The sequence below is a fragment of the Micromonospora costi genome (assembly GCF_003626655.1).
GTDB classification, from domain to species: Bacteria; Actinomycetota; Actinomycetes; order Mycobacteriales; family Micromonosporaceae; genus Micromonospora; species Micromonospora costi.
In genome coordinates this window covers 1847536-1861316 of the sequence record NZ_RBAN01000001.1, presented here as the reverse complement: position 1 = coordinate 1861316, position 13781 = coordinate 1847536, and the positions used below count along the sequence as shown (strand labels likewise).

The 13781-nt window shown below is 73.3% G+C and carries 15 protein-coding genes; 7 read left to right on the top strand and 8 right to left on the bottom strand.

Annotated features, from left to right (window positions below; genetic code table 11):
- Positions 1–79: 79 nt before the first annotated feature.
- Both D7193_RS08445 and D7193_RS08440 read right to left on the bottom strand, forming a co-directional pair.
- Positions 80–1189 carry a hypothetical protein gene (locus D7193_RS08445; protein WP_120778713.1) on the bottom strand — a complete coding sequence of 370 codons (1110 nt, stop codon included), beginning with the start codon at positions 1187–1189 and terminating at the stop codon, positions 80–82.
- An 11-nt stretch (positions 1190–1200) separates the two neighbouring features.
- Positions 1201–1713 carry a SigE family RNA polymerase sigma factor gene (locus D7193_RS08440; RefSeq protein WP_338324083.1) on the bottom strand — a complete coding sequence of 171 codons (513 nt, stop codon included), beginning with the start codon at positions 1711–1713 and terminating at the stop codon, positions 1201–1203.
- Positions 1714–1876: 163 nt separating this feature from the next.
- Here D7193_RS08440 and D7193_RS08435 point away from each other — a divergent pair, with 163 nt between their 5' ends.
- A complete protein-coding gene (locus D7193_RS08435; protein WP_120778711.1) occupies positions 1877–2890 on the top strand; it encodes a potassium channel family protein in 1014 nt (337 codons plus the stop codon).
- Positions 2891–2932: 42 nt separating this feature from the next.
- Here D7193_RS08435 and D7193_RS08430 read toward each other — a convergent pair whose 3' ends face one another.
- Positions 2933–3415, bottom strand: a complete 483-nt coding sequence (locus D7193_RS08430; RefSeq protein ID WP_120778710.1) for a MarR family winged helix-turn-helix transcriptional regulator — start codon at positions 3413–3415, stop codon at positions 2933–2935.
- A 90-nt stretch (positions 3416–3505) separates the two neighbouring features.
- Here D7193_RS08430 and D7193_RS08425 point away from each other — a divergent pair, with 90 nt between their 5' ends.
- Complete coding sequence (locus tag D7193_RS08425; protein WP_120778709.1) at positions 3506–4153, top strand: FMN-dependent NADH-azoreductase; 648 nt, start codon at positions 3506–3508, stop codon at positions 4151–4153.
- A gap of 102 nt (positions 4154–4255) precedes the next feature.
- Here the strand turns inward: D7193_RS08425 and D7193_RS08420 are convergent, their stop codons facing one another.
- The 3 genes from D7193_RS08420 to D7193_RS08410 form a co-directional block, all read right to left on the bottom strand.
- A complete protein-coding gene (locus tag D7193_RS08420; protein WP_120778708.1) occupies positions 4256–5290 on the bottom strand; it encodes a 2-oxoacid:ferredoxin oxidoreductase subunit beta in 1035 nt (344 codons plus the stop codon).
- A complete protein-coding gene (locus D7193_RS08415) occupies positions 5283–7130 on the bottom strand; it encodes a 2-oxoacid:acceptor oxidoreductase subunit alpha (RefSeq protein WP_120778707.1) in 1848 nt (615 codons plus the stop codon). The genes D7193_RS08420 and D7193_RS08415 overlap by 8 nt, the downstream gene beginning before the upstream one ends.
- A 253-nt stretch (positions 7131–7383) precedes the next feature.
- Positions 7384–8844, bottom strand: a complete 1461-nt coding sequence (locus tag D7193_RS08410; RefSeq protein ID WP_120778706.1) for a hypothetical protein — start codon at positions 8842–8844, stop codon at positions 7384–7386.
- A gap of 131 nt (positions 8845–8975) precedes the next feature.
- Here D7193_RS08410 and ndhC point away from each other — a divergent pair, with 131 nt between their 5' ends.
- A complete protein-coding gene (ndhC, locus tag D7193_RS08405; protein WP_120778705.1) occupies positions 8976–9353 on the top strand; it encodes an NADH-quinone oxidoreductase subunit A in 378 nt (125 codons plus the stop codon).
- 41 nt (positions 9354–9394) lie between these two features.
- Here ndhC and folP read toward each other — a convergent pair whose 3' ends face one another.
- Positions 9395–10264 (bottom strand): dihydropteroate synthase, encoded by an 870-nt coding sequence (gene folP, locus D7193_RS08400; protein WP_120778704.1) that lies wholly within the window; start codon positions 10262–10264, stop codon positions 9395–9397.
- Between the two features lie 152 nt (positions 10265–10416).
- Here folP and D7193_RS08395 point away from each other — a divergent pair, with 152 nt between their 5' ends.
- Together D7193_RS08395 and D7193_RS08390 are read left to right on the top strand one after the other, a co-directional pair.
- Positions 10417–10986 (top strand): DivIVA domain-containing protein, encoded by a 570-nt coding sequence (locus tag D7193_RS08395; RefSeq protein ID WP_120778703.1) that lies wholly within the window; start codon positions 10417–10419, stop codon positions 10984–10986.
- Positions 10983–11474 (top strand): SRPBCC family protein, encoded by a 492-nt coding sequence (locus tag D7193_RS08390; RefSeq protein WP_120778702.1) that lies wholly within the window; start codon positions 10983–10985, stop codon positions 11472–11474. Before D7193_RS08395 ends, D7193_RS08390 begins: the two co-directional genes overlap by 4 nt.
- 24 nt (positions 11475–11498) lie before the next feature.
- On the opposite strand, the gene D7193_RS08385 is transcribed toward D7193_RS08390, so the two are convergent.
- On the bottom strand, positions 11499–12407 hold the full coding sequence (locus tag D7193_RS08385) for a sterol desaturase family protein (RefSeq protein WP_120778701.1): 909 nt from the start codon (positions 12405–12407) through the stop codon (positions 11499–11501).
- Between the two features lie 145 nt (positions 12408–12552).
- Here D7193_RS08385 and D7193_RS08380 point away from each other — a divergent pair, with 145 nt between their 5' ends.
- Both D7193_RS08380 and D7193_RS08375 read left to right on the top strand, forming a co-directional pair.
- Positions 12553–13134 carry a DNA-3-methyladenine glycosylase I gene (locus tag D7193_RS08380; protein WP_174242564.1) on the top strand — a complete coding sequence of 194 codons (582 nt, stop codon included), beginning with the start codon at positions 12553–12555 and terminating at the stop codon, positions 13132–13134.
- A 13-nt stretch (positions 13135–13147) separates the two neighbouring features.
- The gene (locus D7193_RS08375) at positions 13148–13768 is read left to right on the top strand and encodes a hypothetical protein (RefSeq protein WP_120778699.1); all 621 of its coding nucleotides are present in this window, start codon (positions 13148–13150) and stop codon (positions 13766–13768) included.
- The last annotated feature ends 13 nt before the right edge of the window (positions 13769–13781 follow it).

Below are 13781 nucleotides of genomic sequence, written 5' to 3'. Positions count from 1 at the left end.
CACCCCCATCATGCCCGCTGCCACCGGCCCGGACCGCCCCGGACGGGTATCCGCGCCGGCGGACGCCCGTCCGGGACGCTCACCGGTACAGGTGCGGCAGCCAGTCGGCGGCGCTCGGGCCGATGCCGAGCCGGCGGAAGAGAGCCCGGCTGCCGCCCGGCAACAGCCCGTCGTCGTCGATCGACACGTTGATCCCCGCGACGCCGTAGACCGTCAGCGACTCCATGCCACCCTCGCCGGTGAGCGCCGCCGGGTGCCCGTCGATGGTGGTGTTGGGATCGACGTACCCCTTGCCGTTCGGGTCCGTGGCCGGCCGGTACGGCCAGAAGCCCACGTTCAGGGTGCGGGCCCGCTGCTGGCCGGGGTCGGCGTCCGGCGGCTCGGGCGACCACGTCATGCCGGCGTACCAGGAGCCGGGTTCGTGGAAATCGAGTGTGACGTCGCCGGTGATGGGGCGCAGCGTGTCCGGAACGCCTCTCAGGGTCACGGGCATGGGCAGCACCTCCTGCCCGAAGGTCAACGTCCGGGCCACCCGTCCGGCCGTGTCCTCGGGGTCGCCGGGGAGACCGAGGACCCGCACCTGGGCCCACCCGTCCGGGGCGTACTGCCAGCGCAGGATCGCCTCGGACCGCTGCGTCCCCGCGTACGAGACGAAGGTGCTCGGCCCACCATGCAGGTCGGGCCCGGCGTGGGTGCCCTGCAGCGGGGCGGCGCTCCCGTCGTCGAGCTGCGGCGCAGGTGGCTGCGCGCCCTTCGGGAACAGGTCCACCGTGGCGCCGCGCCAGGGCTCGCCCGTCTCGTTGAAGGAAGCGGCCAGGTGGACACCGGGACCGGACAGCAGCAGTCCCGCCTGGTACTGGAGGTGCCGCACCCCCTCCGGAAGCCAGCCGAAGCGGACGTACACCACGTCCGGTTCGACGACGGTCAGCGCCGCCGGCAGGGCGGTCGCGCGGCCCGGCGCGGCGGTGTCGGCGGGCGCGGGTGGCCGGTCGGGCCCCAGCACGCCGGGAACGGTCAGCCCGGCGGCGACCAGGACGCCGACCGCCAGGGCGGCCCCCGTCGACCGGGCGAGGCGACGCTGTCGCCGGCCGGTGGCCATCGCCCGCCCGACGTCGAGCACTGTGGAGGGTCGCTCCGCCGAGTCGACCTCGGCGCGCAGGAGGGCGCTCAGTTCACGTTCGTCCAGCATCGTCGCTCCTCTCAGCGCCCGGCCGGCGCGGGACCGAGCAGGGCACGCAGGGCGTTCAGGCCCTTCGCCGCCTGGCTCTTGACGGTTCCTGTCGAGCAGCCGAGAGCCCGGGCGGTCTCCTCGACGCTGAGGTCCTGGAAGTACCGGAGCACCAGCACCGCGCGTTGCCGGGGTGGGACCTGGCGCAGCGCCCCGACGAGCGTGATCCGCTCCGTCGGGTCGACCGGTTCGGTCTGCCGTTCGGGCAGGGTGGCGCCGAGCACCACCCGGGTCCAGCGCAGGCGCCGATCGTCGAGCAGTCGCCGCAGCAGCATCGTGCGGACCAGCGCGTCCGGGTGTTCCGCCCGCCGGGCCCGGGTCCAGTTGCGGTACAGCTCGGTGAGCACCCGTTGCAGGATGTCGTCGCCGCGGTCCCAGTCACCGCACATCAGGAACGCGGTCCGCCGCCAATGCGCCATCCGGGACCCGACGAAGTCGGTGAACTCCGCGTCGGCTCCGGCGGCGCGCCCACCGCTCGTCTCCACGGGCAATCGGCCCTCTCCGTCCGCCGGCCTCGGCCGGGTCGTCATCGTCGACTGGTAGTCGGGTCCGGTACCGCATCCGGTTGCCCGGGTCGACCACCCGGACGTGCGGATTCCGCCGTACCCGCTATGTTGTGGGCGTGCAGCCGACGGAGCAGGTTCGAGGGTGATCCATTTCCCTGCGCAGCGTCGCGGCCCGCTGAGCGCGCTCAGCCTGCGGCTGGCCGCCGCGCTCGCCCTCGTCTTCGTCACCGTGGCCGTGGTCTTCGTCGACCGCGACGGATACCGCGACGTCAACGAGGACGGGCTCACCCTCCTCGACTGCTTCTACTACGCGGTGGTGACTCTCTCCACCACCGGCTACGGCGACATCACCCCGGTCAGCCAGGGCGCCCGGCTCGTGAACGTCGTCTACATCACCCCGGCCCGGGTGATCTTCCTGATCATCCTGGTCGGCACCACTCTCGAAGTCCTGACCGAGCAGTACCGGACCGGCCGTCGCCTGGTGCGGTGGAGGAAGACCGTGAAGGATCACGTCATCATCTGCGGCTACGGCACCAAGGGTCGCAGCGCGGTCTCCGCCCTGCTCGAGAACGGGCTGGACAAGTCGCGGATCATCGTCGTCGAGCGCAGCGGGGCCGCGCTGCGGCAGGCCACGGCGGCGGGTCTGGTCGCCATCGAGGGCTCGGCGACCCGCTCGGCGACGCTGAACGAGGCGCACGTGAAGACCGCCAAGGCGGTGATCATCGCGACCGACAGCGACGACGCCTCGGTCCTGGTGGCGCTGACCGTCCGGCAGCTCACCGCCGGGCAGGTGCGGATCATCGCGGCCGCCCGCGAGGCGGAGAACGCACCGCTGCTGAAGCAGAGCGGGGCGCACCACGTGATCGTTTCCTCGGCCACGGCGGGCCGGCTGCTCGGTCTGTCGACCTCGGCGCCGCCGCTGATCGACGTCGTCGAGGACCTGCTCACCCCGGGTCAGGGGATGGCGCTCGCGATGCGGTCGGCCGAGCGGGACGAGGTGGGCCGGTCGCCGCGCGACCTGGACTCGCTCGTCATCGCGCTGGTCCGGCGCGGCAAGGTGGTCACCCTCGCGGACCGCGCCGGAGCGGTGATCGAAACCGGCGACATGCTGGTGCACGTCCGCGACGACCGCCCGCAGTCGGCGCCCGCCGTCTGATCCTTCCGTCCCGCGCCCAGGGCCGAGCGGGGCTCCGGGGCGTCAGCAGAGCGGGTCGGGGTCGTCCGCGGTCGCTTCCGCGCAGGTGATGCCCGCGCCGCTGGTCGCCCGTCGCAACAGGTCGTAGAGCTGGTCGCGCTCCGCAGGCTGCAACCCGCCGAGCACGTCGTCCTCGGCGGTGGCGAGCGCGCATTCGGCCTCGTTGAGCCGTTTCGAACCCGTCGGGGTGATGGCCACCACGTGGCGCCGGCGGTCCTCCGGCGAACGTCGGCGCTCGACCAGGCCAGCGGTCTCGAGGTCGTTGAGCAGCCCCACGACGTTCGTGCCGTCGATCTGAAGGGTGCTGGCCAGGCCTTGCTGGCTGATGTCGCCCGTGTCCCGCAGCACGGTGAGGGCGACGAGGTGCCTGGGGCGCAGGCCGAGCGGCGCCAGCACCGACTCCGACCGTACGCGCATCCGCCGGGCGAGGTATTCGAGCAGAGCGCCTGAGTGGCGCTCCCTCTGGTGGACCGGCCCGGCAGCCATGTGACTCAGTCTACCTCCGGAGCGGAACATGTGCCTGCTATAAATAGTTGGCGCTACACGAACGATCCGCAAGCCATGGAGGATTAGCCCATGCCGCATCTTCTGCACATCGACTCCAGCATCCGTGGGGAGCTGTCGACCAGCCGGCGGCTCACCGCCCGCGCCGCCGCCGCCTGGCGCGCCGCCCACCCGGACGGCACGGTGACCTACCGGGATCTCGGCAAGCACCCGCTGCCGCACCTGGACGAGGCGGGCGGTCTCGCCCGGATGACGCCGCTCGACCAGCACACGCCGGCGCAGCGCGCGTCCTGGGAGCTGACCGAGCAGCTGGTGGCCGAGGTCAAGCAGGCCACCACGGTCCTGCTGGGCCTGCCGCTCTACAACTACAGCGCGCCGAGCAGCGTGAAGACCTGGGTGGACCACCTGATCGCGCCCGGGATCGCGTACGACCCGGCGACCGGCGCCGGCCTGCTGGGCGACCGCGAGTTCGTCGTCGTGGCCAGCCGCGGCGGTGGCTACGGCGTGGGCACCCCGCGGGAGGGCTGGGACCACGCCGAGCCGTGGCTGCCGCACGGCATCTCGCAGACCGGCCTGGAGCCGCGCTTCATCACCGCCGAGCTGACGCTCGCACCGGTGGTGCCGGCCATGGCCGAGCTGGTCCCGCTGCACGAGCAGAGCCTCGCCGCGGCCGAGCGGGCCATCGACGAGCTCTGGGTGCCCGCCTCGGCGGCTGCCTGAGCGGTGCCATCGGCCGCTACGACGAGCGGGCGGGCCGTTCCCGTGGGAACGACCCGCCCGCTTCGTGCGTGCCGGTGCGGCGGCGGTCTCCCGCCGCCCGCGTCAGAGGATGGTCCAGGTGTCCCCGCTGTTGAGCAGGCCGGCGAGCTGCTGCTCGGGCGTCTCGCTGACCGTCGCCCGGGCGGTGGCCAGCTGCTCCTGCACCACGCTGTCGTAGGACGGCCGGCCCACCGAGCGGAACACCCCGATCGGGGTGTTCCGCAGGTCCAGGCCGGGCAGCCGGGACAGCGCGAACGCGTACGCCGGGTCGGTGACCGTCGCGTCGTGCACGACGATCTCCTCCGGGCTGGTCGCCGCGGTCTCGCGTACCTCCAGGCCGAACCCGCCCGGCGGGTGCACCACGCAGAACTGCCCGTCCCGGCCGAACGTGATGGGCTGCCCGTGCTCCAGCCGGATGAGGAAGTCGTCCCGGGTGGCCGGCTCCTTCAGCGGGTCGAACGCGCCGTCGTTGAAGATGTTGCAGTTCTGGTAGATCTCCACGAACGCCGAACCCTGGTGCTCTGCGGCCGCCCGGAGAACCGACTGGAGGTGCTTGCGGTCGGAGTCGATGGTGCGGGCCACGAACGTGGCCTCCGCGCCGAGCGCCAGCGAGAGCGGGTTGAACGGCGCGTCCGCCGAACCGACCGGCGTCGACTTCGTGATCTTGCCCAGCTCGGAGGTGGGCGAGTACTGCCCCTTGGTCAGACCGTAGATCCGGTTGTTGAAGAGCAGGATCTTGAGGTTGACGTTGCGGCGCAGCGCGTGGATGAGGTGGTTGCCGCCGATCGACAGGGCGTCACCGTCACCCGTCACGACCCACACCGACAGGTCGGGGCGGGTGGCCGACAGGCCGGTGGCGATCGCCGGGGCGCGGCCGTGGATCGAGTGCATCCCGTACGTGTTCATGTAGTACGGGAAGCGGGACGAGCACCCGATGCCGGAGACGAAGACGATCCGCTCACGCGGGATGTTCAGCTCGGGCATGAACTGCTGGACGGCGGCCAGGATCGCGTAGTCGCCGCAGCCGGGGCACCAGCGCACCTCCTGGTCGGACTTGAAGTCCTTGGCGGTGAGCTTGAGGGCGATGGGCTCAGACATTCTTCAGGACCTCTTCCAGCATCGTCTCCAGCTCCGCGGCGGTGAACGGCAGGCCGCGGACCTGGTTGTAGCCGATCGCGTCGACCAGGTACTTCGCGCGGATCACGTGCGCCAGCTGGCCGAGGTTCATCTCGGGGATGACGACCCGGTCGTACGCGCGCAGCACCGCGCCCAGGTTGGCCGGCATCGGCGCGAGGTGCCGCAGGTGCGCCTGGGCGATGGAGAGCCCGCGCTGGCGCAGACCGCGGCAGGCGGCGCCGATCGGCCCGTACGTCGACCCCCAGCCGAGCACCAGCACCCGGGCGTCGCCGTCCGGGTCCTCGACCTCGACGTCCGGCACCGGGATCGTCTCGATCCGGGCGGAGCGGGTGCGCACCATGAAGTCGTGGTTCGCCGGGTCGTACGAGATGTCGCCGGTCTTGTCGGCCTTCTCCAGCCCGCCGATCCGGTGCTCCAGGCCGGGGGTGCCGGGGATGGCCCACGGCCGGGCCAGGGTCTCCGGATCCCGCAGGTACGGCAGGAAGGTGGTGCCGTCCTCCCCGTTGGGGGCGGTGGCGAACTCGACCCGCAGGTCGGGCAGGGACTCGACGTCGGGCAGCAGCCACGGCTCGGAACCGTTGGCGACGTAGTTGTCCGACAGCAGGATCACCGGGGTGCGGTAGGTGAGCGCGATCCGGGCCGCCTCCAGGGCCGCGTAGAAGCAGTCGGCCGGTGACTTCGGTGCGATCACGGCGACCGGCGCCTCGCCGTGGCGGCCGTAGAGCGCCAGGTTGAGGTCGGCCTGCTCGGTCTTGGTCGGCATGCCGGTCGACGGCCCTGCACGCTGCACGTCCACGATGACCAGCGGCAGCTCCAGCGCGACCGCCAGGGAGATCGTCTCGCTCTTCAGCGCGACACCGGGACCGCTCGTGGTGGTGACGCCGAGCGAGCCTCCGTACGAGGCGCCGAGGGCCGCGCCGACCGCCGCGATCTCGTCCTCGGCCTGCATGGTGAGCACGCCGAACCGCTTGTGCTTGCTCAGCTCGTGCAGGATGTCCGAGGCCGGCGTGATCGGGTAGGCGCCGAGGAAGACCGGCAGCCCGGAGCGGACGCCCGCGGCCACCAGGCCGAGCGAGAGCGCCGCGTTGCCGGTGATGTTGCGGTAGGTGCCCGGCGGCATCTTCGCCGGCTTGACCTCGTAGCGGACCGCGAAGTCCTCGGTGGTCTCGCCGAAGTTCCAGCCGGCCCGGAAGGCGGCGACGTTCGCGGCCACCAGCTCGGGACGGGCCGCGAACTTGCGCTCCAGGAACCGCAGCGTCGACTCGTACGGGCGGGAGTACATCCAGGAGAGCAGGCCGAGGGCGAACATGTTCTTGGCCCGCTCGGCGTCCTTCTTGGACACGTCCTGGTCGGCGAGCGCGCCGATCGTCATGGTGGTGAGCGCGACCGGGTGCACCGCGTAGCCGGCGAGGGTGTCGTCGTCGAGAGGGCTGACCTGGTAGCCCACCTTGGCGAGGTTGCGCTTGGTGAACTCGTCGGTGTTGACGATGATGTCCGCGCCCCGGGGCAGGTCGGCGAGGTTGGCCTTGAGCGCGGCCGGGTTCATCGCCACCAGCACGTTCGGCGCGTCGCCGGGCGTGAGGATGTCGTAGTCGGCGAAGTGCACCTGGAAGCTGGAAACGCCGGGCAGCGTCCCGGCGGGGGCCCGGATCTCGGCCGGGAAGTTGGGCAGTGTGGAGATGTCGTTGCCGAGCTGGGCCGTCTCCGAGGTGAACCGGTCCCCGGTCAGCTGCATGCCGTCGCCGGAGTCGCCGGCGAACCGGATGACCACCCGGTCCAGTTGACGGATCTGCTTGGTCACGCCTGCACCTCGCTTCGCTGCGCGCGATGGCGGCCCGACATCAGGGTGACCTCGCCTCGCCCGGCCACGTGACCTCCCTGACGCACCGCTGCACCGCGCCGGCCGTGGCTGGCCCGGCCCGCATGTGGTTTCTCACCTGAGAGCCTACGTCGGATCGACCCGTCACCTTCCCCGGAGGTTCGGCGACTGGGACCGAATCGGGGGGTGAAATTCACCACTTAGTGGTGTTTCGCGTCGCCCGCCGTAATCGAGATCACCGTCGGCCGATGTCCGGCCCGGCGTCTGCCCGGCCGACCCGGAGGTCACCTCCCGGTGCCGCCGACGGCTCGGCCAGCGGCTCGGTGAGCCGACGCCGCAGCGACGTGGTCGCCAGCCCGAGGGCCAGCACGACCAGCAGGGCCGAGGCGGCGATGAGGATCATCACGGTACGCCGCCCCGAGCCGCCGTCGGCCGGGTCCGGCAGGACGTCGTCGGCGGCCAGCACGCCCTGCGAGCCGGTCGGCAGGGGACCTGCGGCCACCGGGGTGGCCAGCGCCGCCGCAGCGGTGATCCGGAAGCTCATCTGCACCTGCCGGGTCCGCCCGTTACGCGGATCGAGCCGGCCGACCACGGCGCCGGCCAGTGGGGCGTCCCGCTGTGCCTCCGGGGTCGCCTCGACGGGCAGGCGCAGGTCGGCGCGGCGACCGGCCGCGACGGTGCCGAGGTCGCAGCGGGTCCGGCCGGGGTCGACCGTGGCGCAGCCGGCGGGCGGGACCGGCACGGAGACCCCGGCGGGAAGGACGACGTCGATCCGGCCGGCGGCGTCGACCGTGCCGGTGTTGGCGAGCCGTACGGCGAGGTCGCTCGCGCCTCCGCTGATGTCGAAGGCGACCTCGTCGGCCTGGAGCGTGATGCCGGGCACCGGCGGGCCGGGCGGGAAGAGCACCGCGAAGCCCTCGTTGTCGCGCGCCGTCCCGCTCACCCCGGGGGCGCTCGCGGTGACCGTGACCGAACCGCTCAGCGGCATCCGCTGCCAGGCGCTGCCGGCGACCCGGACGCGGACGAGGGTGCTGAACCGGTCGCCCGCGTCGGCCGTCCACTCGCCGCAGCGGTACGCGCGGTCGCCGCTGGCCGCGCAGCCGGCCGTGCCGGCGTCGGTGAGGCCGGCGGGGAGCCTGTACGACAGGCGGATCCGTTCGGTCGTGCGGCCGGTGTTCGTGACGGTGACCCGCAGGGTGGTGACGGTGCTGGCCGCGTTCCAGTAGCCGGGGCCCAGCCGGACGTCGCCCGTGGTGATCCGGACGCCGAGCGGCGTCGGCGCCGGTGCGGCGCTCGACGCCGGGGGCCGCGGCGGCGGTGGTGTCCACGGCCGGGTGGACCGGCTCGTGGCGGGGGTGGGCACGGTGGTGGTGGGAGGCGGCGTCTCGGGCGCGGTGGTGGCCGGCGGCGGGGGCGTGGTCGTCGGCGGCGGAGGAGTGGTCTCCTCGGGCGGATCGATGGTCGGCGGCGGGGTGGTGGGGTCCGGGGACGGCCCGGTCGGCTCGGCGGTGGGGGTTTCCCCGCCGGGATCGGTGCCGGGCTCGGTGACCACGGCGGCCGGGCTGGCCTCCGGGCCGGCGGCCGTGGCCCAGCCGGGCCCGGCGAGCGCGACGAGCACGCCCAGCGCGAGCGCCACCCCGAGCGCGGGCACGGGGCGCCGTCGTGCCCGCTCGGGCGGTACGTCCACGCTGGCCATGCGTCCTCCGGTGGTGAGGGGTGGGGTCCCTCATGGTCGTTAATGCTTGCCGTGCGGCACTAGTCCCGGGCGGAAACGAATCCGTAACGTGTTCGGTACGTCCCCGGGCGCCGGACGGTAGGCTGCCGACCGTGACCGGATACCTGGGCTCGTACGCGACGCTCGGGCTGCTGCTGCTCGTCAGCGTCCTCTTCTTCGGTGTGGCGTTCTCGGCCAATCGGGTGTTACGTCCAAGCCGTCCGGCTGATCCGCCCGGCAAACGGACGAGCTACGAGTGCGGGCTCGACCCGGTCGGCGGCGACTGGGCCCAGATGCAGATCCGCTACTACGTCTACGCGTATCTCTACGTGCTGTTCGCGGTCGAGGCGGTGTTCCTCTTCCCGTGGGCCGTGGTCTTCGACCGCCCCGGGTTCGGGCTGGTCACGGTCGTCGAGATGGCGATCTTCGTGGCCGTGCTGGCGCTGGGCATCCTCTACGCCTGGCGCCGCAACATCCTGCGCTGGACCTGAACCGCCCCCGAGGGGGCGGGACGCCTACGCCCGGGCGTGGATCAGGCCAGACCGCGGCGGGTGGCCGCGGGCGGGCGGTCGCCCCGGATCGTCGCCACCATGTCCAGCACGCGACGGGTGGGACGCACCTGGTGGGCGCGGAACACCCGGGCGCCCAACCAGGCGGAGACCGCGGTCGCCGCGAGCGTGCCCTCCAGCCGTTCGGTCACCGGCAGGTCCAGCGACTCACCCACGAAATCCTTGTTCGAGAGCGCGACCAGCAGCGGCCAGCCGGTGGCGGTCAGCTCGTCCAGCCGACGGGTGATCTCCAGCGAGTGGCGGGTGTTCTTGCCGAAGTCGTGGGCCGGGTCGATGAGGATCCCGTCGGGGCGTACGCCCAGCGCCACGGCACGCTCGGCGAGCCCGGTGACCGTGGCGACCACGTCGGCCACCACGTCGTCGAAGGCGGCGCGGTGCGGGCGGGTACGCGGGGCCAGACCGCCGGCGTGCGAGCAGACCAGCCCCGCCCCGGTCTCCGCCGCGACCCGGGCCAGCGCGGGGTCCGCCCCGGACCAGGTGTCGTTGAGCAGGTCGGCGCCGGCGGCCACGGCCTCCACGGCGACCTCGGCCCGCCAGGTGTCGATCGAGATGACGACGTCGGGAAACGCGGCCCGGACGGCGGCGATCGTGTCGACCGTGCGCCGGATCTCCTCGGCGGCGTCCACGTCGGCGCCCGGGCCGGCCTTCACGCCGCCGATGTCGATGATTCCGGCGCCCTCGTCCACCGCCCGCTCGACGGCCCGCAGGGCGCTGTCGGCCGCGAAGGTGGCGCCCCGGTCGAAGAACGAGTCCGGCGTGCGGTTGACGATCGCCATCACCACCAGCTCGCCGGGGGCGAACGTGCGCCCACCGAGCCGAAGCTCCCCGGCCATGGCCGCCTCCCTTCCGTGTCCTCCCGCCGCCGTACCGCGCCGCGGGCCGGTCCCGACGCTAACCGGTCGGCCGGCGGGGCCTCCGTGCGGTCCGCCGGGCCGGCCTCGGTGGCGGGGTCGCTCCGGCCGGGCCGGCATGCCACGATCTGTGCATGGGTCAGCTTCTGCTCATGCTGGTCGTGGCGTTGACCGTCGCGGCGGTGGTGTTCGGGGTGACGGTGCTGGTCACCGGCCGGGATCCGGGGCTCGTGCCGACCGAGCCCGACGGGCGGGCCGTACCGCTGCCGGGCAACCGCCCGCTGCACGAGTCGGACGTGGCGGACGTCCGGTTCGACACCGCCCTGCGTGGGTACCGGATGGGCCAGGTGGACCAGGCGATGCGTCGCGCCGCCTACGACATCGGGTACAAGTCCGAGCTGATCGGCGTGCTGGAAGCGGAGGTCGCCGCGTTGCGCGAGGGACGTACGACGGACGCGGACGCCCTGCGGCGGGCGCGCGAGCAGGCCGCCGGCATGGCGCCGCCGGCGGGCGTCGTGGCCGTGCCCGGTGCCCTGGCCACCGAGGCCGCGCCGGACGACGGTGACGACAGCGCCGCCACCATGGAGGCCCTGCCCGAGGCCACCTCGTCGCCAGCCGACGCGGACGGCGCCGCGCCGGGCGGCGGCCTGGCGGCGGACGACTCGGACGAGCCGGGCACGGTGGTGCGCTCGGAGTCGGTGTGACGGAGGGCGAGGAGGACCTGCCCGGGGAGGCCCAACCGGGTGCCGCCGAGGTCACCGCCGCGGTGATCGTCGACGCCCCGGCGGAGCGGGTCTTCGCGGCGCTGCTGGCGTGGGAACGCCAGTCGGACTGGATCCCGTTCACCCGCGTGCGCGTGGTCGAGGGCGACGGGCGCGAGGGCAGCCTCGTGGAGGCCGTGACGGCCCTCGGCCCGGCCGAACTCCGCGACGAGATGCGCGTGGTCCGGGTCGACGAGCCGTACGAGATCGGTGTGGTGCACTGCGGCCGGCTGCTGCGCGGGCCGGGGGTCCTGCGCTGCACGCCGCTGGCACGGGACCGGACGCAGGTTGTCTGGCACGAGTGGTTCCACCTGCCCGGCGGCACGGCCGGCCGGGTCGCCTGGCCGCTGCTCTGGCCCGGCCCGAAGGTCGGGCTGACCCAGGCGCTGCGCCGGTTCGGCCGCCTGGTCGAGCAGGGCCGCCTGCCCTGACCGTCAGCCGGCCGACCCGCCGCGTCAGCCGGCCGACCCGCCTGGCGCGGCGGTGGACGCGCTGGGCAGCGGCGGCGCCGCGGTGGCCGGAAGCGGTCCGGTCGGGGCCGGCTGCCAGCCGGGCGAGCGGAACAGATGGCCGGCGCGCTGCCGCCAGCCGGCGGCGGCCCGCAGGTCGCGGGCGATCGAGGCGTACTCGTGGAACGCGACACGGATCGGGTTGTATGTGCCGATGTTCTTGGTGAGGCCGTACACGCAGCGCTCGCCCTCCGGGGCGAACGTGCCGAACAACCGGTCCCAGACGATGAGGATGCCGCCGAAGTTGCGGTCCAGGTAGCCGCCCTGGGAGGCGTGGTGGACCCGGTGGTGGGACGGGGTGTTGAACACGGCCTCGTACCAGCGCGGCAGCTTGTCGATCCGCTCGGTGTGGATCCAGAACTGGTAGAGCAGGTTGACCGAGCCGGCGAACGCGACCACCGCCGGGTGCACCCCCAGGAGGATCATGGGGATGTAGAAGATCCAGCCGGTCACGCTGGTCCACGGTTGGCGCAGTGCCGTGGAGAGGTTGAACCGCTGCGACGAGTGGTGCACCACGTGGGCGGCCCAGAGGATCCGGATCACGTGGTGGCCGCGGTGCGACCAGTAGTAGCAGAGGTCCTGCGCGAGCAGGATCAGCGGCCAGGTCCACCAGACCTCGGCGACCCGCAGCGGAGTGAGCGCGTAGAGCAGGGCGTACGCGGCGGCGATCGGCACCTTCCAGAGCAGGTCGGTGAAGACGCTGCCCAGACCCATGGCCAGGCTCGTGGCGGTGTCGGCGGCGGCGTAGCCCAGTTCGTCGTCGTCGCGGTGCAGCAGGTAGGAGATCCGTTCCAGCACCACCAGCAGTACGAAGGCCGGGATCGACCAGGCGATGACGTCCGGGAATTCCTTCATGGCCCGCCTCCCGCGGTCGGTGCCCACGGCGCGGCCTCCGCGTGCCCTCGGAGGCCGCGCCCCTACCGGTCGGTAACCTGCACCATAGGCAGGCTCCGGCCGGGAGGCAATGGGGGTGTCGGAGGTTTCGCCTACCGTGTGGGCCGTGAGTGACCTGGTGATCGGCGCCGACGGGCTGCCGCGCTGCGCATGGGGGGCCAGCACCCCGGACTACGCCGTCTACCACGACACCGAGTGGGGCCAGCCGCTGCACGGCGACGACGTGCTCTACGAACGGATGACGCTGGAGGCGTTCCAGTCCGGGCTGTCCTGGTTGACCATCCTGCGCAAGCGCCCGGCCTTCCGGCTCGCGTTCGACGAGTTCCGGATCCCCGCCGTGGCCGCCTACGGCGAGGCCGACGTGACGCGGCTGCTGGCCGACGCGGGCATCGTCCGCAACCGGGCCAAGATCGAGGCGGCGATCGCGAACGCCCGGGCCGCCGCCGAGCTGCCCGAGGGCCTGTCCGCGCTGCTGTGGTCGTTCGCCCCGTCCCGGCGACCGAGCCGCCCGGCCTCGTTCGCCGAGGTGCCGGCCATCACCCCCGAGTCGACGGCGATGGCCAAGGCGCTCAAGAAGCGCGGCTTCCGGTTCGTGGGGCCCACCACGTCGTACGCGCTCATGCAGGCCACGGGCATGGTCGACGACCACCTGGCCGGCTGTCACGTGAGGCCGACCGGGACGGCGTGATGGGATGGGGGGCATGACGACCGACACCGCGCAGAGAGCGGCCGGTGCGAGCCGGGCGGCGGGCGCCGGCGCCTGGGCCGTGCTGCTGCCCGCCGGCCGCTACGACGCCGAGCGGCTGGTGCACCACGACACGCTCGAGCTGACCGGCCTGGACGAGACCGTTCGCCCCCGCCCCGGTGACGAGGTGGCGGTGCTCGTCGACGAGCCGGTCCGGCTGGTGGCGCTCGGCCGGGTCAGCGCGCCGGCCGGCGCCCGGCCCGAGGACCCGGACGACCCGCAGTCCGACCGGGAGGCGGCGCTGGTGGTGACGTACACCCGGCGGGCGTTCGACGAGCCGCTGCCGGCCGGCCACCTCACCCTCGACGGGCCGGTCACCGCGCTCGACCCGGCGGTCTACCGGGGGCTCGCCGACCGGCTCGGTCCACCACCGCCCCGGCGCACCTGGCTGGTCAGCCTCGACCTGCCGATCGAGGCCGACTCGCCGGCCGAGGCCGTCCGGCTCTTCTGGGCGTACGTGCAGGAGCTGGGCCCCCGCGAGCTGCCCGCCTTCGTCTCGCCGTCCGGCGACGAGCTGGCCATGCAGGCGTTCGTGCTGGGCGCCGAGGCCAACCAGGATCCGGAAGAGGACGACTGAGCCGGTCCGCACC